At 73.8% G+C, this 16,903-nt stretch carries 18 protein-coding genes and 1 riboswitch; of the genes, 9 read left to right on the top strand and 9 right to left on the bottom strand.

Annotated elements, in window-relative coordinates:
• The first annotated feature begins 12 nt into the window (after positions 1-12).
• Positions 13-846: an aldo/keto reductase gene (locus ACQYWQ_RS00645; RefSeq protein ID WP_431031867.1), complete on the top strand. Its 834-nt coding sequence runs from the start codon at positions 13-15 to the stop codon at positions 844-846.
• A gap of 22 nt (positions 847-868) precedes the next feature.
• Here the strand turns inward: ACQYWQ_RS00645 and ACQYWQ_RS00640 are convergent, their stop codons facing one another.
• Complete coding sequence (locus tag ACQYWQ_RS00640) at positions 869-1,651, bottom strand: polysaccharide deacetylase family protein (protein ID WP_431031866.1); 783 nt, start codon at positions 1,649-1,651, stop codon at positions 869-871.
• A 291-nt stretch (positions 1,652-1,942) separates the two neighbouring features.
• On the opposite strand from ACQYWQ_RS00640, the gene ACQYWQ_RS00635 reads away from it, so the two are divergent.
• Positions 1,943-2,152, top strand: coding sequence for a hypothetical protein (locus tag ACQYWQ_RS00635; protein ID WP_431031865.1), 210 nt, complete (start codon positions 1,943-1,945; stop codon positions 2,150-2,152).
• A gap of 162 nt (positions 2,153-2,314) precedes the next feature.
• Here the strand turns inward: ACQYWQ_RS00635 and ACQYWQ_RS00630 are convergent, their stop codons facing one another.
• Entirely contained in the window at positions 2,315-2,716 is a 402-nt protein-coding gene (locus ACQYWQ_RS00630; protein ID WP_431031864.1) for a RidA family protein, read from the bottom strand.
• A gap of 257 nt (positions 2,717-2,973) precedes the next feature.
• Here ACQYWQ_RS00630 and ACQYWQ_RS00625 point away from each other — a divergent pair, with 257 nt between their 5' ends.
• Complete coding sequence (locus ACQYWQ_RS00625) at positions 2,974-3,189, top strand: hypothetical protein (RefSeq protein ID WP_431031863.1); 216 nt, start codon at positions 2,974-2,976, stop codon at positions 3,187-3,189.
• Between the two features lie 465 nt (positions 3,190-3,654).
• Here the strand turns inward: ACQYWQ_RS00625 and ACQYWQ_RS00620 are convergent, their stop codons facing one another.
• Together ACQYWQ_RS00620 and ACQYWQ_RS00615 are read right to left on the bottom strand one after the other, a co-directional pair.
• Positions 3,655-4,122, bottom strand: a complete 468-nt coding sequence (locus ACQYWQ_RS00620) for a MarR family winged helix-turn-helix transcriptional regulator (protein WP_431031862.1) — start codon at positions 4,120-4,122, stop codon at positions 3,655-3,657.
• A gap of 182 nt (positions 4,123-4,304) precedes the next feature.
• Entirely contained in the window at positions 4,305-4,658 is a 354-nt protein-coding gene (locus ACQYWQ_RS00615; RefSeq protein WP_431031861.1) for a DUF6479 family protein, read from the bottom strand.
• A gap of 236 nt (positions 4,659-4,894) precedes the next feature.
• On the opposite strand from ACQYWQ_RS00615, the gene ACQYWQ_RS00610 reads away from it, so the two are divergent.
• On the top strand, positions 4,895-5,632 hold the full coding sequence (locus tag ACQYWQ_RS00610) for a class I SAM-dependent methyltransferase (protein WP_431031860.1): 738 nt from the start codon (positions 4,895-4,897) through the stop codon (positions 5,630-5,632).
• Positions 5,633-5,745: 113 nt separating this feature from the next.
• Here the strand turns inward: ACQYWQ_RS00610 and ACQYWQ_RS00605 are convergent, their stop codons facing one another.
• Both ACQYWQ_RS00605 and ACQYWQ_RS00600 read right to left on the bottom strand, forming a co-directional pair.
• Positions 5,746-6,315, bottom strand: coding sequence for a rhodanese-like domain-containing protein (locus ACQYWQ_RS00605; RefSeq protein WP_431031859.1), 570 nt, complete (start codon positions 6,313-6,315; stop codon positions 5,746-5,748).
• A gap of 89 nt (positions 6,316-6,404) precedes the next feature.
• On the bottom strand, positions 6,405-6,866 hold the full coding sequence (locus ACQYWQ_RS00600; RefSeq protein ID WP_431031858.1) for a VOC family protein: 462 nt from the start codon (positions 6,864-6,866) through the stop codon (positions 6,405-6,407).
• A gap of 123 nt (positions 6,867-6,989) precedes the next feature.
• Here ACQYWQ_RS00600 and ACQYWQ_RS00595 point away from each other — a divergent pair, with 123 nt between their 5' ends.
• Positions 6,990-8,003, top strand: coding sequence for a helix-turn-helix transcriptional regulator (locus ACQYWQ_RS00595; protein ID WP_431031857.1), 1,014 nt, complete (start codon positions 6,990-6,992; stop codon positions 8,001-8,003).
• A 266-nt stretch (positions 8,004-8,269) separates the two neighbouring features.
• On the top strand, positions 8,270-9,175 hold the full coding sequence (locus ACQYWQ_RS00590; protein ID WP_431039023.1) for a glycoside hydrolase family 16 protein: 906 nt from the start codon (positions 8,270-8,272) through the stop codon (positions 9,173-9,175).
• Positions 9,176-9,199: 24 nt separating this feature from the next.
• On the opposite strand, the gene ACQYWQ_RS00585 is transcribed toward ACQYWQ_RS00590, so the two are convergent.
• Both ACQYWQ_RS00585 and ACQYWQ_RS00580 read right to left on the bottom strand, forming a co-directional pair.
• Complete coding sequence (locus tag ACQYWQ_RS00585; RefSeq protein WP_431031856.1) at positions 9,200-10,435, bottom strand: DUF4032 domain-containing protein; 1,236 nt, start codon at positions 10,433-10,435, stop codon at positions 9,200-9,202.
• Positions 10,436-10,710: 275 nt separating this feature from the next.
• Positions 10,711-11,679 (bottom strand): aldo/keto reductase, encoded by a 969-nt coding sequence (locus ACQYWQ_RS00580; RefSeq protein ID WP_431031855.1) that lies wholly within the window; start codon positions 11,677-11,679, stop codon positions 10,711-10,713.
• A 140-nt stretch (positions 11,680-11,819) separates the two neighbouring features.
• Positions 11,820-11,925: riboswitch (ZMP/ZTP riboswitch) on the top strand.
• Between the two features lie 20 nt (positions 11,926-11,945).
• Between ACQYWQ_RS00580 and ACQYWQ_RS00575 the strand changes: the two genes are divergently transcribed.
• Positions 11,946-13,400, top strand: a complete 1,455-nt coding sequence (locus tag ACQYWQ_RS00575) for a glycine hydroxymethyltransferase (RefSeq protein ID WP_431031854.1) — start codon at positions 11,946-11,948, stop codon at positions 13,398-13,400.
• 175 nt (positions 13,401-13,575) lie between these two features.
• On the top strand, positions 13,576-13,950 hold the full coding sequence (locus ACQYWQ_RS00570) for a DoxX family protein (RefSeq protein WP_431031853.1): 375 nt from the start codon (positions 13,576-13,578) through the stop codon (positions 13,948-13,950).
• A 3-nt stretch (positions 13,951-13,953) separates the two neighbouring features.
• Here the strand turns inward: ACQYWQ_RS00570 and ACQYWQ_RS00565 are convergent, their stop codons facing one another.
• Positions 13,954-15,816 (bottom strand): glycoside hydrolase family 15 protein, encoded by a 1,863-nt coding sequence (locus ACQYWQ_RS00565; RefSeq protein WP_431031852.1) that lies wholly within the window; start codon positions 15,814-15,816, stop codon positions 13,954-13,956.
• Positions 15,817-15,980: 164 nt separating this feature from the next.
• On the opposite strand from ACQYWQ_RS00565, the gene ACQYWQ_RS00560 reads away from it, so the two are divergent.
• Positions 15,981-16,886, top strand: coding sequence for a Gfo/Idh/MocA family protein (locus tag ACQYWQ_RS00560; protein WP_431031851.1), 906 nt, complete (start codon positions 15,981-15,983; stop codon positions 16,884-16,886).
• The last annotated feature ends 17 nt before the right edge of the window (positions 16,887-16,903 follow it).

Genomic DNA, 16,903 nt, shown 5'->3' with positions numbered 1-16,903 from the left:
GAGCTGCGCCCCATGACGACCCCCGCCCCGCTGCGCGGCCTGAGCGACGGCCACCGCCTGCCCGCGCTCGGCCTGGGCACGTACCCGCTGGACGACGCCGGAGCCGAGCGCGCGGTCCGCACCGCCGTCGCCGCCGGCTACCGCCTCTTCGACACGGCGGTCAACTACCGCAACGAGACCGGCACGGGGCGCGGCATCGCGGCCTGCGGCCTGCCGCGCGAGGAGCTGTACGTCACGACGAAGCTGCCGGGGCGCGACCACGGCTACGAGGAGACGCTGGCGTCCTTCGACGCCTCGCGGCGGCGCCTCGGCGTCGAGTACGTCGACCTCTACCTCATCCACTGGCCGCTGCCCCGCGTCGACAAGTACGTGGACTCCTGGCGCGCCATGATCAAGCTCCGCGACGAGGGCCTGATCCGCTCGCTCGGCGTCTCGAACTTCACGCCGGAGCACGTGCGCCGCCTGGAGGCCGAGACGGGCGTACTGCCCACGGTCAACCAGATCGAGATGCACCCGCTGCTCCCGCAGGACGCGCTGCGCGCCTTCCACCGCGAGAAGGCGATCGTGACCCAGAGCTGGAGCCCGCTGGGCAGGGGCAGCGAACTGCTCGACGACCCCGCGATCGGCGAGGTCGCCGCGCGCCACGGGGTCACGCCCGCGCAGGCGGTACTGCGCTGGCATCTCCAGCTCGGCGCCCTGCCCGTGCCGAAGTCCGCCGACCCGGAGCGCCAGCGCGCGAACATCGACGTCTTCGGCTTCGAGCTGTCCGACGAGGACCTGCGCCGCATCGGCGAGCGTCCCGAGCGGCGGCTCGGCGGCGACCCGGACACGCACGAGGAGTTCTGAGCGGGCCGCGCGTGGCGGGGCGTCAGGGCCGGTAGACCTCACCCGGCTTCGGCGCCCCCGGGGCCATCAGCTCGGGCACGGTCACGAAGGTGTAGCCCTTGGCCCGCAGCGCGTCGATGAGGTGCGGCACGGCGGGCACGGTCCCGTCGTAGAGGTCGTGCAGGAGGATCACGCCGTCGCGCCCGGACTGGTCGAGTATGCGCTTCTCTATGAGCTTCGAGTCCGACGTCGCGTAGTCCTTCGCCGTCGCGCTCCACAGCACCTGTGCGATCCCGAACTCCTTGCATATCTTCGAGACCTCGTCGCTCGTGCGCCCCTGCGGCGGGCGCATCAGCGTCGGCTCCTTGCCGGTCAGGTCCTTGACCGCGTTCTGGGTGCGCGACAGCTCCTCGCGCACCTCCTTCGCGGAGAGATCCGTGAGCCTGCGGTGCGACCACGTGTGCTCGGCGACCTCGTGGCCCTCCTCGGAGATGCGCGTGACGAGTTTCGGGTAGCGCTCTATGTGGTTCTTGCCGAGCAGGAAGAAGGTCGCGTGGACCTTCTTCTCCTTGAGGATCTTCAGCAGTTGCGGGGTGTGCTTGCTGGGCCCCGCGTCGAAGGTGAGCGCGATGCACTTCGCCTTGCGGCAGTCCACCGGCTGATCGGCCATCAGGACCTTCGCCGAAGCATGCCCGCGCTCGCTCGCCGGAGTCACCGTGTGCAGGCTCGTGCAGCCGCTCAGGCCCAGCGCGAGCGCGGCGCTCGCGGTGAGCGCCGCGATCCTGGCGCGGCCGCGACGGCGGGCGGGACGGGGGACAGTGGGCATGGCGGTACTTCCTTCGGTCGGGCGGGGTGGCGAAGCGACCGCGCCCGACCGACCGTCATGACCACGAAAGCGCAGGCCGGCGCGGTGCCCCGGCGCGGAGCGCGTCTCGGGCGATGACTATACACACGAGGTATACATCCGGTTCATAGTGGTGCCGTGGTGCGAACAGGGAACCCGGCGGGGGTACATGCGTCTCTGTAGATGCGCGGGAAGGGGTCCGGGTTGCCTCGTTCCCCGCGCGCGTCGGGAACGGGGACGGCCCGAGGGCCGTCGGGGGAAGGAGGACCGGCCATGCGCAGGGGGCTGCTGTGGGGGGTGCTGCTCGCGTGCGCGGCGGCGAATCTCGTGCTCGGTGTCGCATTCGAACGCGGCCCGCTCGAAGTCGCCCTGCACGTACTCAGCGGTACGGGCGCGCTGCTCGCCCTGCTCGGTCTCGTCCTGGCCCGTGAGCGCGGACACCCGGGAAGCGAGGAGGGCGGGCACGGGGTGACGCGGCGCTGAGGGGGCGACGGGGGGCGGGGAGGCAGCGGGGCGGTGGCGCGCGGGCGGGGGCACGCGGCTGGGGTGGCCCGTGGCGCGCGCTGCCGGTGCGGCTCCGTAGCCGCCTCGCGCCTGCCGTACGGCGGTCAGGGCCCGCTTCGTGCCGTACGGCGGTCGAGGCGGTCAGGCGGCGGGGAGCGCAGCCGTCAGGTCCACCTCCACGAGCTGTCCCGGGTGGCCGAGCGCCGAGGCGCCGAGGAGTGTCGCCGCGCTCGTGAGCGCGGGGCGGAGCGCCGAGTCCCTCAGCCGCTGCCACACCGCGCCGAGTGTCGCCGTCTCCTGCGTCCGTACGTGGACGACCGCGCGCACCACGTCGGCGGGACCCGCCCCGGCGGCGGCGAGGGCCCGCAGCGCGTGCGCGACGACCTGATCGGTCCGCGCCAGGACGTCGCCCTCGGCGACGAGACGCCCCACCGTGTCGAGTGGGCACCGCCCCGAGAGGGAGGCGGTCGGCCCGGCGGGGACGACGGTGACGTGGCTGGAGCCGGGGGCCGGGCGCAGGCCTTCGGGGTGGATTCCGCGCATGCGTCCTCCCTCGTGGCGGGCGGGGACCGTAGCGCGCCCGGTGGCCCCTGTGCGAGGGGTTTTCGCCGCCCGGCGGACGGCTCGCCCCCAATCGGGTGAAGCACCCGCCGGGCGCGTCGCATGCCGTCCCGTGCCACGTCAGGGCGGGCGCCGGGGGTGTGGCGGGGTGTCACGGGACGTCGGCTCCGGGTGCGCCCGGGGGCGGCCGGGGTTTCTCTTGAAGCGCCGGACGAGCGTCCGGGCCGAGAGGAGGAATCGTGCGCATATTGAAGGCGACCCAGGATGCCGGGGAAGCCCCGTCCCTCGTGTGGCACGCGATGGACCAAGGGGACAAGGCGCTGTGCGGCGTCCGTGTGCCCGATGCCCCGCCCGTCCCGCCCGACGCCGGTGAGCGCTACTGCCCCGCCTGCATGAACCGTGTCGACACGCACGTCACGCCGGTGGCGGAGGAGACGGCGGGCCCGCGCGGCTGACCCGGCAGCAGAAGGCCCGACTTCCGCCCCGCGAGCCGGTGCTGCCGCGCTCGCGGGGTCGTCGTGCCGGGGGGCGGGTCGCGGGGCACCGGCTGGATGGCGCGATCGTCGTCCCCGGCTGCGCCGCGGCTGGTCTTGATCTCCGCGAACACCGGGCGCGCGGTTCCGTCAGTACCCGCGGGCCTCTGCCCGGGCGGTCCCCCCGTACGCAAGGCCCGATCGCCGCTCCGTGAGCCCGTGCTGTCGCGCGCGAGGTCGTCGTACCCGGTACCGCTGCCCCGGCCGAGGTCTTCGGGGACACCAGGTGCGCGGTTCCGGAAGGGGTGGCCCCGCTGGTCTGCCCCCGCGCACGGGCGGAAGACCGAGAAGGCCGTGAAGGCGGCGAAGAAGGAGGTCGCCTGCCCTCGCGCACGGGCGGAAGATCGCCGCCGGGCCGGTTGTTTTCGCCGCCGGGCCCGGTTTGTTTCAGGGCGCCGCGCAGTGCCCTTCGTGCACCCGCCGCAACAGCTCCACCAGGTGCCTGCCCTCCTCCACGCTGAGCGGTGCGAGGAGTTCGGCGTTGGCGCGCTCGGCCAGCTCCGCGCAGCGCAGCACCGTCCGCGCACCCCGTGCGGTGACCCGTACCGCGTTCTTGCGGCGGTCGCGCGGGTCGGGCTCGCGTATCGCGAGTTCCGCGCGCTCCAGGTCGTTGAGGAGCAGGACCACGTCCTTCGCGTCGAAACCCAGCTCCCGCACGACTTCGGCCTGCGCGACCGGTCCCCGTTCGCTCACGAAGGCGAGCACGGCGTGGTGCGGCAGGCGCAGCCCGAGGCCGGAGAGCGCGGACGTCACGAGACTTCGGCCGCGCGCGGCGACACGCCCGGCGAGCCAGCTCGGCAGGGTCTGGATGTGCGTGAAGGCGTGCGCGTGCCCGGGCGGGGTCGAGGCCGTCATGAGCGCAGGTTATCGCCCGGTCAGGGCCCTGCCCACGGGCCGGAACGATCTTTCCGCGCCGGGCATCCCGCCGCTACGGGCAGGAGGGCCGCACCCCGCGCGAACGCGGGAGTGCGGCCCTCCGGGTACGGCCCCGTGTCCCCGTTTCTCCGGCTGGCTCGGCCGAGGTGTGCTCCGGCGGCTCAGCCGAAGCCGCCGCTCCCGAAGCCGCCACTGCTGTTCTCGTCCCACTTCCGTTCCTTCTGCGAGGGACTGCGCCGGTCCTGCCCGGTGCCGCCGCCGTTCAGCTCGTGCGGTGTGAGCCGTGCCTCGCGCGGCTCCATCTCGTCCGGCTCGCGCCGCTCGCGTTCCTCGCCCACCGGGCCGCCCTCGGGCAGGTGCGGCTGCTCGTCGGGCGTCGGCGGGGCGGGCTGGCGTGCCCTGAGCCTGCGCCCGTAGACGAACGCCCCGATGAGTGCCGCGACGATGAGCACGCCGATGATCGGCATGATGATCGCGGTCGTGCCGACCGCCAGGTTCCACTGGGTCGTGTCCATAGAAAACGGATACCCCCTAAGCTGTTCCGCGTATCATCCGAAAGGGCTTATATAGGGCTAATCGGATGAAATGTTTCGTGTCGGGGAGTGGATGCGCTCCCGCCTCCCCGCCGGGTACCCCGCACCGCGCGGGCGAACAGCCGCCCCTGCGGGAAAACAGCCCCGTACCGCCCGAAACGGGCGGCCCCCACCCCGCCTCCCGCACGGCTCGCCCCCCGCGCACTACGCTCTGCCGGGTGTTCACCTCTCAGGGACCGACCCTCCGCGAGCTGGCCACCCAGGCGCTCTCCTCCGTCGAGCGGGGGTACGACCTACTCGCACCCAAGTTCGATGCGACGCCCTTCCGCACGCCCGAGTCCTGGCTGCACGCCGTCACCAAGGCCCTGCGTCCGCTCGGGCCCTTCGACGACGGCCTCGACCTGTGCACGGGCACGGGCGCGGGCCTGCGCACCCTGCTGCCGCTGTGCCGGCGCCGCGTGACGGGCGTCGACTTCAGTGCGGGGATGCTCGAAGTGGCCCGTACCACCGCCGCGCGAACGCGCCCCGTGAGCGGGCCGCCCGCCGTGGACTGGGTCCGCGCCGACGCGCTCGCGCTGCCCTTCCGCGAGGGCTACGACCTCGCGGTGAGCTTCGGTGCCTTCGGCCACTTCCTGCCCGACGACCGCCCCCGGCTCTTCGCCCGGGTCCGTCAGTCGCTGCGTCCGGGCGGCGTCCTCGCCTTCCCGCTCGCCGCGCCGCTGTCCGCGAGCGCGCCCGCATGGTGGGCGGCGAGCGGCTTCGACGCGGCGATGCGGCTGCGCAACGCCGTGCGCAGGCCGCCGTTCGTCATGTACTACCGCACGTGGCCCTACAGTGCCGTCCGCGGGGACCTTCTGCGCGCCGGTTTCAGCGAGCGCCTCGTCCCGCTCGACGACTTCGGGCACCGCCCCGACGGCGCACCCCGCGCGGCCCTCCTGGTCGCCCGCAAGCTCTGAGGGGGACCGCCCCCGCGAGGGCCTTCTCAGAGCTTGCGGGCGCGCGCGGAGCCACCCGGAGACGCCGGAGGGGCCGCCCGGGACGGTGTCCCGGGCGGCCCCTCCGTGCGGACTCAGCGCGTGCGCAGCGCCTCGATCGTCGCGTCGACGGCGCCGTCGTCCTGCCGGTTGAACGGCAGCTTGCCGAGGACGGCGGCCATGCCGCACGAACCCGAGACGCCCGAGTAGACGAGGCCGCCCGCGATGCCCACGGCGAGGAGCCGGGCCTTGGGCGCCTTGCGCCCGGCGAGCAGGCCGAGCAGGACCAGCGAACCGGCGGCGAAACGCACCTGCCGGTTCATGTCCCACGGCGTGCGGTCGCCGGCGCCGGCCGACAGCTCCAGGTCGCCGCCCTCCTCGGACCAGGCGTTCGTGCCGCCGCTGAGGACCGCGGCGTCGACGCCCCGCTCCGCGAGCCGCGCGCGGGCGGTCTCCGCGCGCGGGCCGGCCGCGCACACGACGAGCAGGTCGCCGTCGCCCGTGGTCTCGCGCAGCACGGGCACGGCCCGGTCGAGCTGGTCGAGCGGCACGTTGTAGGCGCCGGGCAGGTGCCCGGCGGCGAATTCGCCGGGGGAGCGGACGTCCACGACGGTCAGCTCCTTGAGGCGCTCGCGTGCCTCGGCGGGGGAAAGGTGGGTGCTCATCCTTCGATCATACGTACGAGTCCACGGAGCCTGTCGGGGAGGTGCGAGGTCCCCGGCGGGTCCCGCGGCCCGTGCCCGCTCCCGGCCGCTCAGTCGAGACAGAACTCGTTCCCCTCGGGATCGGCCAGGACGAGGTGCCCCGCGCTCAGCGGTGCCTCGGGCTCGTACCGCGCGAGCCGCCTGGCCCCGAGCGCCACGAGCCGCGCGCACTCGGCCTCCAGCGCCGCCATCCGCTCCTCGCCCGTGAGCCCCGGAGCGGCCCGCACGTCGAGATGCACCCTGTTCTTCGCGGTCTTTCCCTCGGGGACCTGCTGGAAGAAGACCCGGGGCCCGACGCCCTCCGGGTCCTCGATCGCCGAGCGCGAGCCGCGCGCCTCTTCGGGCACCCCGATCCGCGCGAGAAAGACGTCCCAGGCCGCGAGCGGGTCCTCGCCCTCCGCGAGGTCGGCGCCGGGCGGCCCCGGCAGCACGTATCCGAGCGTGTCGCGCCAGAAGAGGGACAGGGCCACGGGGTCGTGGGCGTCGAAGGTGACCTGGAAGGTGTGGCTCATGGCGGGCTCCGTCCGTCGTGCGGCGTGTGGCATGTGGCGTGCGCACTCTGGCAGGAAAAGCGGACCACTTCTGTCCGCGACATCTGCCACAGTGGGCGCGGCGACCACGGGCGAGGGGGAACGATGACGGGAACGGCGGCACGTGACCGCGAACGGAGCACGACCGAGCGGGTACTGGTCCTGCTCGGCCTCCTCCAGCGCAGGCGCAGCTGGAGCGGACCCGAACTGGCCGCCAGGCTCGGTGTCACGAGCCGTACCGTGCGCCGCGACGTCGAGCGGCTGCGCGCGCTCGGCTACCCGGTGCACGCCCTCCAGGGCGTCGGCGGGGGCTACCGGCTCGGTGCGGGCAGCGAGCTGCCGCCGCTGCTGCTCGACGACGAGGAGGCGACCGCCACCGCGGCCTCGCTGCTCGCCGGGGCGGGCGGGGGAGGCCCGGGGGCGGGCGAGGCGGCGCTGCGCGCGCTCGCCAAGATCGACCGCGTCATGCCCGCGCGACTGCGCCACGAGGTGAGCGCGCTGGCCGGGGCCGTCGAATTCTTCGAGGGCGGCCCCCAGCGCGTGGACCCCGCGGCCCTCGTGACCCTCGCCGGGGCCTGCCGCGACGAGGTCGAGGCCCGCTTCCGCTACCCCTCGCACGGCGAGGTCGGCGAGCGCCGCGTCGAGCCGTACCGCCTCGTCGCCTCCGACCGCAGGTGGTACCTCCTCGCGTTCGACCTCGACCGCGACGACTGGCGCACGTTCCGTGTCGACCGCATGACCGAAGTCGCCGCGCGCACGTGGCGGTTCACGCCACGCCCCGCGCCCGAGGACGCGGCGGCCTACGTCCAGCGCGGCGTGGTCACGGGCGCCTACGCGCACAGCGCCCGCTTCCTCGTGCACGCCCCGGCCGGCGAGGTCCGCGCCCAGGTCCCCGCCTCCGCCGCGCTCGTCCGCGAACGGGGCGCGCACGCCTGCGAACTGCTCAGCGGCGGCAGCGCGCCCGACCGCATCCTCGCGTACGTCGCGATGCTGGGGCACGCCTTCGAGGTCATCGAACCGCCCGAGCTGATCGACCGCTGCGCCGCGATGGCGGAGCGCCTGAGCGCGGCCGCGCGCCGTGTGCCTCCCGCCCGTACCCCCCACACGCCCGGCAACTGAGCCCCCTCGCGCGCCAATTGGTCCAGACGAACACCTTGACGCACACCGCCGGTCCCTCTTGAATCGATGACGCCGACAAGTGAACGCGGCGGACGCCCCCCACGGCCCCGCGGCTTCACTTCCTGGCGAGGGCGGAGTGTGCACCGAGCGCGCGGTCACACCACGCACCGGGCCCCCACGCCCCGTACGCCCTCCCGCCCCGCGCCGGCACAGGTCCCCCCACCACTTCACCCACCGAAAGCGAAGTGACCCTCGTGCGCACTCCCTTGCGTGCCCTCAGGCGGCACCGCCCGCTCTCCGCACTCGTCGTGGCCGCCGCGCTCGGCGCCACCGCGCTCCTGCCCGGCGCGGCGAGCGCGGCGCCCACGAAGGCGGCCACGCCCTCCGCCGCCGCCGCGAGCTTCACCGACGACTTCGACGGCCCCGCGGGCGCGGGCGTCGACGCCTCCAAGTGGCAGCTGGAGACCGGCGACAACGTCGACAACCACGAACGGCAGTACTACACCTCGGGCACCGACAACGCGGCACTCGACGGGGACGGCCACCTCGTCATCACCGCCAAGAAGGAGAACCCGGCCGGATACCAGTGCTGGTACGGGAGCTGCGAGTACACCTCCGCGCGCCTCAACACCTCCGGCAAGTTCAGCAGCACCTACGGGCACGTCGAGACCCGGATGAAGATCCCGCGCGGCCAGGGCATCTGGCCCGCCTTCTGGATGCTCGGCGACGACATCGGCTCCGTGGGCTGGCCCAACTCGGGCGAGATCGACATCATGGAGAACGTCGGCTTCGAGCCCGACACCGTCCACGGCACGATCCACGGCCCCGGCTACTCGGGCTCCGACGGCATCGGCGCGGGGTACACGCTCCCCGGCGGCGCCGCGTTCGCCGACGACTTCCACACCTTCGCGGTCGACTGGAACCCCGACTCGATCACCTGGTCGGTCGACGGCAACGTCTACCAGACCCGTACGCCCGCCGACCTCGGCGGCAACGAATGGGTCTTCAACAAGCCGTTCTTCATCATCCTCAACCTGGCCGTCGGCGGCTACTGGCCCGGTGACCCCGACGGCTCCACGCAGCTCCCGCAGCAGCTCGTCGTGGACTACGTGCACGTGACGACGGGCGAGGCGGCGAAGGCGCGGCAGTCGGCGGCCGTACCGAGCGACTGAGCGCCGCTGCCCGGGCGGGACGGCTCACCCCGCCTCGGGGACCTGCCCGGGCAGCACCCGCTCCACGTAGTCCCTCGTCGCCTCGGGGAGCCCCACGTCCTTGCCCGCGCGCTCGGACAAGTACCAGCGGTTCTCCAGGAGTTCGTGGTAGACCTGGGCCGGGTCGAGGTTGCGCCGCGACTCCAGCGGCACCCCGCGCACGGCGGGCCGGAAGACCTCGCGCACCCAGCGGTGCGCGAGCACCTCCGTGCGCGCGCCCGCCGGGTCGCCCGGCGCGTAGTCCTCCTGCGTCGCCATCCACGTCTCCAGGTCGCCGAGCAGCCGCCGCGCCTGGTTCTCCTCCGCGTCGAGCCCCGTCAGGCGCAGCAACTGCCGCTGGTGGTGCCCCGCGTCCACGACCTTCGGCAGGAAGGTGATGCGCTCGCCGTCCCGCGTCGAGCCGATCTGCATCTCGGCCACGTCGAAGCCCAGGTCGTTGAGGCGCCGCACCCGCCGGTCGATGTAGTGCCGCTTGTCCGCCGGGTAGACCGACTGCCGCGTCAGCTCCGTCCACAGCTCCTCGTACCTGGCCGCGAGCGCCGCGGAGAACTCGACGGGATCGACCGAGGGGTGCAGCGCCCCCGAAGCCTCCAGGTCGAGCAGTTCGCCCGCGATGTTGACGCGCGCGAGGTCGATGTCGTACGCGCGCTGGCCCCGGCTGAGCGCCGTGTGCGTCTCGCCGGTCTCGGCATCCACGAGGTACGCGGCGAAGGCGCCCGCGTCGCGCCGGAAGAGCGTGTTCGACAGCGAGCAGTCGCCCCACGCGAAGCCCACGAGGTGGAGCCGCACGAGGAGCACGGCGAGCGCGTCCATGAGCCGGTTCATCGTCGACGGGCGCATCGTCGTCTCGAACATCGCGCGGTACGGCATCGAGCCGCCCAGGTGCCGCGTGATGAGCGCCGTCTCCAGTGGCTCCCCGTCGGCCGTCGTGCGCCCCGTGACGACAGCGAGCGGATCGACCGCGGGTATCCCGAGGCGGTCCAGGTCCCGCAGGAGCGTGTACTCGCGTTCGGCCGGCCGCTTCGCCAGTTCCTTGACCGCGAGCACTTCGTCCCCGGCCCGCGCGTACCGCACGACGTGCCGCGAGATACCGCGCGGCAGCGGCACGAGATACCGCTCGGGCCACTCCTCCAGGGGCAGCTCCCAAGGGAGGTCCAGGAGGAGAGCGGGGTGCTCGGGATTGGTCGCGCTGATCTGGAGGGTGCTCAGCTGGGCAGCCATGTCTCGCCTCGTCGTCGCGGTCGTCGGGGGCGCCGCGCGCCCTCGGGCGGCACGATGATCGTACCGCCGGACGGGGGAGGGGGCGGAGCCCGTACGGGTACGGGGCGGCCGGTACGCGAACGGCGGCCGCCCCCGTACCGGCGCCCGCGCCCGTCGTACCGGCGCCCGCGCCCGTCGTACCGGCGCCCGCGCCCGTCGTACCGGCGCCCGCGCCCGTCGTACCGGCCCCGGGCCCGTCGTACCGGCGCTCCGTCCCGTACCGCCCCGCGCGGGCGTCAGTGCCCCGCGACCTCGTGCGGCCCGTACGGCGCCTCCAGCTCGGCGATCTCCTTCTCGTCCAGGACGACGTCGAGGGCGGCGACCGCGTCCGTCAGGTGCGACTCCTTCGTCACGCCGACGATGGGCGAGGTGACGCCGGGCCGCTGGAGCAGCCACGCGAGCGCGACCCGCGCGGCGGGGACCTCGCGGGCCGCGGCGATCCGCTGGACCGCGGCGACGATCTCGCGGTCGCCCTCGGCGTAGAGCGTCTTGCCGAACTCGTCCGTGCGCGCCCGCTCCGTCTCCGCGTCCCACGGGCGGGCGAGCCGCCCGCGCGCGAGCGGGCTCCACGGCAGCACGCCGACGCCCTGGTCCGCGCAGAGCGGCAGCATCTCGCGCTCCTCCTCGCGGTAGAGCAGGTTGTAGTGGTCCTGCATCGAGACGAAGCGCGTCCAGCCGTGCGCCGCCGCCGTGTACTGGAGCTTCGAGAACTGCCAGGCGTACATCGAACTCGCGCCGATGTAACGGGCCTTGCCCGCCTTCACGACGTCGTGCAGCGCCTCCATCGTCTCCTCGACCGGTGTCGCCGGGTCGTAGCGGTGGATCTGGTACAGGTCCACGTAGTCGGTGCCGAGGCGCTTCAGGCTCGCGTCGATCTCGTGCAGGATCACCTTGCGCGAGAGGCCGCCGCCGTTGGGGCCCTGGCGCATGGGCATGAACACCTTCGTGGCGAGCACGACGTCCTCGCGGCGCGCGAAGTCCCTCAGGGCGCGCCCCACGATCTCCTCGCTCGTGCCGTCCGAGTAGGCGTTGGCGGTGTCGAAGAACGTGATGCCCGCCTCGATCGCCTGCCGGATCAGGGGACGCGAGCGCTCCTCGTCGAGCGTCCACGCGTGATTGCCCCGGTCGGGGATGCCGAAGCTCATGCACCCCAGGGTCAGGCGCGAGACGTCCAGGCCTGTCGAGCCGAGTTTCACGTACTGCACAGCGTGGCCTCCGTCGGTGGTCGGACACCCGGGAACATCCCCGGGCCCGTCCATGATCCTCCCCCCGCGCGCGAGCCGCCGGGGGCGTCCCGCATCGTGAGCCGGAGGGCCCCCGGCAGGCGGGTTCCTTGCTAGCCTGCCTCCGGGGCCGTGACTGGCGCGAACAGTGGAATCGACCACGAGGAAGCGGCCCCCGCACGGGCGGTGCCACCGCCCGGTGTGCGGTCGTGCGCCTGGGCCATTCGACCCTGACCTGGGAGTGAGCCATGTCCACCGCACCCGAACAGAACGCCTCCCTCGCCTCCGCGGCCTTCCGCGGCGCCCTCGACGTCGTCCGCTCCGTCGAGCCCCGCATCGCCGCGGCGATCGGCCAGGAGCTGGCCGACCAGCGCGAGTCCCTCAAGCTCATCGCGAGCGAGAACTACGCGTCCCCCGCGACGCTCCTCGCGATGGGCAACTGGATGAGCGACAAGTACGCCGAGGGCACCGTCGGGCACCGCTTCTACGCGGGCTGCCGCAACGTCGACACGGTCGAGTCCGTCGCCGCCGAGCACGCGCGGGAACTCTTCGGCGCCGACCACGCCTACGTGCAGCCGCACTCCGGCATCGACGCCAACCTCGTCGCCTTCTGGTCGGTCCTCTCGCAGCGCGTCGAGAGCCCGGCGCTCGAACGCGCCGGGGTACGGGGCGTCAACGACCTGACCGAGGACGACTGGGCCACGCTGCGGCGCTCCCTCGGCGACCAGCGGATGCTCGGCATGTCGCTCGACGCGGGCGGCCACCTCACGCACGGCTTCCGCCCCAACATCAGCGGCAAGATGTTCCACCAGCGCAGCTACGGCACCGACCCGGAGACGGGCAGGATCGACTACGACGCCGTGCGCGCCGCCGCCCGCGAGTTCCGCCCGCTCATCCTCATCGCCGGGTACTCGGCCTACCCGCGCCTCGTCAACTTCCGCGTCATGCGCGAGATCGCCGACGAGGTCGGCGCGACGCTCATGGTCGACATGGCGCACTTCGCCGGACTCGTCGCCGGAAAGGTCCTCACCGGCGAGTACGACCCGGTCCCCTTCGCGCACATCGTGACGACCACGACGCACAAGTCCCTGCGCGGCCCGCGCGGCGGCATGGTGCTGTGCGAGGAGTCCCTCGCCGAGCACGTCGACCGCGGCTGCCCGATGGTCCTCGGCGGCCCGCTCCCGCACGTCATGGCCGCCAAGGCCGTCGCCCTCGCCGAGGCCAGGCAGCCCGCCTTCCGCACGTACGCGCAGCAGATCGTGGACAACTCGCGCGCCCTCGCCGAAGGGCTCACGAAGCGCGGCGCGAAGCTCGTCACCGGCGGCACCGACAACCACCTCGTCCTCCTCGACGTCTCCGGCTACGGCCTCACCGGTCGCCAGGCCGAGTCCGCGCTCCTGGACTCCGGCATCGTCACCAACCGCAACGCCGTCCCGCAGGACCCGAACGGCGCCTGGTACACGAGCGGCATCAGGCTCGGCACGCCCGCGCTCACGACGCGCGGCCTCGGCACCCCCGAACTCGACGAGGTCGCGGCCCTCATCGACGGCGTCCTGCGCGGCACCCGCCCCGGCACCACGACGTCGGGCAAGCCCTCGAAGGCCCAGTACGCCATCGAGGAGGGTCTCGCCGCCCGCACCGCCGAACAGGCCGCCGACCTCCTCGCCAAGCACCCGCTCTACCCGGGCATCGACCTCTCCTGAGCCTCCCGCGCCCTCAGACCGCCCCCGGTGCCCCGCGCCGGGGGCGCCGCGCTCCCCGGCGGCGGCGATCTCCGGGACCGCGGTCGCGCCCGCGGAGCCCCTCGCGCCGCGACGCTCTTGTGCGGTCGTGTTCAGGGCGTACGCTCACGCCACACCCCACCCAGAGGAGACCCCGATGTCCCGCCCCGACACCTCCGCCGCCCTCCTCGCCGGACTCCTCGTCGGCACCGGCGTCCTGCACTTCGCGCGCCCCGCCCCCTTCGACACGATCGTCCCGCGCAATCTGCCCGGCTCCCCGCGCACCTGGACCCGGCTCAGCGGCGCCGCCGAGTGCGCGGTCGGTGCCGCCGTCGCGCTGCCGGCGACCCGCTCCCGGGGCGCGCTCGCCGCCGCGGGGCTCTTCCTCGCCGTCTTCCCCGCGAACATCCGCATGGCGCGCGACTGGAACGACAGGCCGACGCCCTACCGCGCGGTGGCCTGGGCCCGCCTCCCGCTCCAGGCCCCGCTCATCGGCTGGGCGTTGCGCGTCTCCGCCCGCAGCCGCGGCTGAGCCTCAGGGCCCCAGCGTCCGGTCCAGGTTCACCGCCGCGCTGATGAGCGCGAGGTGCGTGAACGCCTGCGGGAAATTGCCCAGTTGCTCGCCCGTCGGCCCCACCTGCTCCGCGTACAGGCCGACATGGTTCGCGTACGTGAACATCTTCTCCAGCGCGAGCCGTGCCCCCTCCACGTCCCCGGAGCGCGTCAGCGCCTCCACCCACCAGAACGAGCAGATCGAGAAGGTGCCCTCGGCGCCCTCCAGGCCGTCGGGCGAGAGCCGCGGGTCATAGCGGAAGACGAGGCTGTCCGCGACGAGATCGCGCCGGATCGCCTCCACCGTGCCGAGGAAGCGCGGATCGGTGGGGGACAGGAACTTCACCATCGGCATGAGGAGCAGCGCCGCGTCGACCACCGCGTCCCCGCCCACCGCCTCCTCCGCCGCCGCCGAGTCGCCCGGCCGCAGCCGCTGCGTGAACGTCCCCGCCTCCTCGTCCCAGCCCTCCTCGATGATCTGCCGGTACATCGCGTCCCGCACCGAGATCCACCGCGTGAGGTCCCCCGGCAGCCCCCGCTGCCGCGCCACCCGCACCATCCGCTCCACGGCGACCCAGCACATGAGCCGCGAGTACGTGTGCCGCTGGCGTCCCGCCCGGGTCTCCCAGATGCTCTCGTCGGGCTGGTCCCAGTGGTCGAGCAGCCAGTCGAGCAGCGTGCACAGATCGGTCCACGCCTCGTACGAGATGCCTTTGCCGTACTTGTTGAACAGGTAGACGGAGTCGATGAGTTCGCCGAAGATGTCGAGCTGGAGCTGATCCTTCGCGCCATTGCCCACGCGGCACGGCCTTGAGCCCCGGTAGCCCTCCCAGTGGTCGAGCACGACCTCCTCGCGCACCGCCTCGCCGTCGATCGTGTACAGCGCGCGCAGCGGCCCGCCCTCGCCGCCCACGCACGCCTTGCGGAGCAGCCGTGTCAGCCAGCCCGTGAAGGCGTCGGCCTCCTCCGTGAAGCCGAGCCGGAGCAGCGCGTACAGCGAGAACGCCGCGTCCCTGATCCACACGTACCGGTAGTCCCAGTTCCGCTCCCCGCCCACGCGCTCCGGCAGGCCGAGCGTCGGCGCCGCGATCACCGCGCCGCTCGGCTCGTGCGTGAGCAGCTTCAGGGTCAGCACGGAACGGTGCACACGCTCGCGCCAGCGACCGGTGTACCGGGAGCGGGAGAGCCAGCCGCGCCAGTAGGCGACCGTGCCGAGGAACAGCTCATCGACCTCCGCCGTCGACGTCTCGCGTGTGTCCTCGCGCGCGTCCTGCAGGACGAACGCGGCCGATTCCCCCGCCGAGAGCGTGAACTCGCCGTGCGCGTCCCGCCCCTCGATACGCAGCGGGACCCGCGTGCGCAGCGCGAGCGCCCCCGCGGGGCCGGTGAACTCAGCCCCGTACGCCGTGGCGCGGGCCTCGTGCGGGGCGCGCCCGTAATCCATGCGCGGCGCGATGTCCGTACGCATCGGCATCCGCCCCCGCACGCACACGACGCGCCGCACGAGCCGCTGCCGGTGCGCGTCGTCCTTGGGCCGCAGCAGCGGCATGAAGTCCTGCACCTCGACGATGCCGTCCTGGGTGAGCATCCGCGTCACGAGGATGTTCGTGTCCGGGAAGTAGAACTGGTGGTACGTGGCCTCGCCGTCCGCCACCGGGGCGATCCGCCAGCGCCCGCCCTCGCGCGCGTCGAGCAGCGCGCCGAAGATGCTCGGCGAGTCGAAGCGCGGGGCACAGAACCAGTCCACGCTGCCGTCCACGGCGACGAGCGCCGCCGTGCGCAGATCCCCGATGAGACCGTGCTCAGCGATCGGCGGGTACGCGCCGTGCCTATCCTGCTCCGCCATCGTCCGGCCTCCCGGGGACTCGGGCCGGGGCGCGGGGCGGCCCCGGCAGGTCCGCACGGCCAGTGTCAGGGCCCGGGCCGTTCTCCGCACGCGCAGTACGCCCGCCCGCCCCGTACCACCCGGGCCCCTGGTCAGCACCCCTCGCGCCCAGGCAGACTGCTCCCATGAGCACCCAACGCATCGGCCTCGTCGGTTCAGGTTCCTGGGCCGAGCGCACCCACGCCCCCGCGCTCGCCGCGCACCCGGGCGTCATCTTCACCGGCGTCTGGGGCCGCAGGCCCGAGGCCGCCGCCGCACTCGCCGCCGCGCACGGCGTCCCCGCCCACAGCGGTGACGAGGGCTTCGCCGCCCTCCTCGAAGCGAGCGACGCGCTCGCCTTCGCCCTCCCGCCGGACGTACAGGCCCCGCTCGCCACCCGCGCCGCCGAGGCGGGCCGCCACCTCCTCCTCGACAAGCCGGTCGCCACGGACGTCGCGACGGCCCGTGCCCTCGCCGAAGCCGCCACGAGCGCGGGCGTCGCCTCCGTCGTCTTCACGACGATGCGCTTCGCCCCGGCGTCCGCCACCTGGCTCGCCGACCTCGCCGGGCGCGACGACTGGATCACCGGGCGCGCCGAGTGGTTCGGCGGCCTGTACGGGAGCGACGCCGACCCGAGTCCGGAGTCGCCCTGGCGCCGCGAGAAGGGCGGGCTGTGGGACGTCGGCCCGCACGCCCTGTCGGTCCTGCTCGCCGTCCTCGGCGACATCGATGCCATCACGGCGGTACGCGGCGCGCCCGACCTGACCCACCTGATCCTGCGCCACACCTCGGGCACCACCAGCTCGGCTGCACTCACCCTGAGCGCGCCCAAGGCGGCGGCGGGTGTGACGGTCACCTTCCGCGGCGCCGAGGGCGTCGCATCCCTCCCCGAGGCGCACGACTCCTCGGTGACGTCCTTCACCGCGGCGATCGACGCGCTCCTGGAGGCCGTCGCGACGAAGACCCCGCACCCGTGCGACGTGCGCTTCGGCGCCCGCCTGACCGAGCTGCTGGCCGAGGCGGAGGCACAGCTGGCGGCGGCGGGGGAGTAGCGGGCGGGGCGGGGAGC

This window comes from Streptomyces sp. P6-2-1, assembly GCF_050613165.1.
In the GTDB taxonomy this organism is placed as follows: domain Bacteria; phylum Actinomycetota; class Actinomycetes; order Streptomycetales; family Streptomycetaceae; genus Streptomyces.
Note: the sequence above shows the minus strand (reverse complement) of the source record. Positions and strands in the feature narration are given on the sequence as shown.

What these genes read in the sequence shown, in the direction of transcription:
- ACQYWQ_RS00630 (WP_431031864.1), bottom strand. Translation starts at nt 2,716, where the DNA reads ATGCGCGGAATCCACCCCGAAGGCCTGCGCCCGGCCCCCGGCTCCAGC.
- ACQYWQ_RS00620 (WP_431031862.1), bottom strand. Translation starts at nt 4,122, where the DNA reads ATGACGGCCTCGACCCCGCCCGGGCACGCGCACGCCTTCACGCACATC.
- ACQYWQ_RS00605 (WP_431031859.1), bottom strand. Translation starts at nt 6,315, where the DNA reads ATGAGCACCCACCTTTCCCCCGCCGAGGCACGCGAGCGCCTCAAGGAG.
- ACQYWQ_RS00640 (WP_431031866.1), bottom strand. Translation starts at nt 1,651, where the DNA reads ATGCCCACTGTCCCCCGTCCCGCCCGCCGTCGCGGCCGCGCCAGGATC.
- ACQYWQ_RS00560 (WP_431031851.1), top strand. Translation starts at nt 15,981, where the DNA reads ATGAGCACCCAACGCATCGGCCTCGTCGGTTCAGGTTCCTGGGCCGAG.
- ACQYWQ_RS00595 (WP_431031857.1), top strand. Translation starts at nt 6,990, where the DNA reads ATGACGGGAACGGCGGCACGTGACCGCGAACGGAGCACGACCGAGCGG.
- ACQYWQ_RS00570 (WP_431031853.1), top strand. Translation starts at nt 13,576, where the DNA reads ATGTCCCGCCCCGACACCTCCGCCGCCCTCCTCGCCGGACTCCTCGTC.
- ACQYWQ_RS00645 (WP_431031867.1), top strand. Translation starts at nt 13, where the DNA reads ATGACGACCCCCGCCCCGCTGCGCGGCCTGAGCGACGGCCACCGCCTG.
- ACQYWQ_RS00565 (WP_431031852.1), bottom strand. Translation starts at nt 15,816, where the DNA reads ATGGCGGAGCAGGATAGGCACGGCGCGTACCCGCCGATCGCTGAGCAC.
- ACQYWQ_RS00635 (WP_431031865.1), top strand. Translation starts at nt 1,943, where the DNA reads ATGCGCAGGGGGCTGCTGTGGGGGGTGCTGCTCGCGTGCGCGGCGGCG.
- ACQYWQ_RS00600 (WP_431031858.1), bottom strand. Translation starts at nt 6,866, where the DNA reads ATGAGCCACACCTTCCAGGTCACCTTCGACGCCCACGACCCCGTGGCC.
- ACQYWQ_RS00585 (WP_431031856.1), bottom strand. Translation starts at nt 10,435, where the DNA reads ATGGCTGCCCAGCTGAGCACCCTCCAGATCAGCGCGACCAATCCCGAG.
- ACQYWQ_RS00615 (WP_431031861.1), bottom strand. Translation starts at nt 4,658, where the DNA reads ATGGACACGACCCAGTGGAACCTGGCGGTCGGCACGACCGCGATCATC.
- ACQYWQ_RS00575 (WP_431031854.1), top strand. Translation starts at nt 11,946, where the DNA reads ATGTCCACCGCACCCGAACAGAACGCCTCCCTCGCCTCCGCGGCCTTC.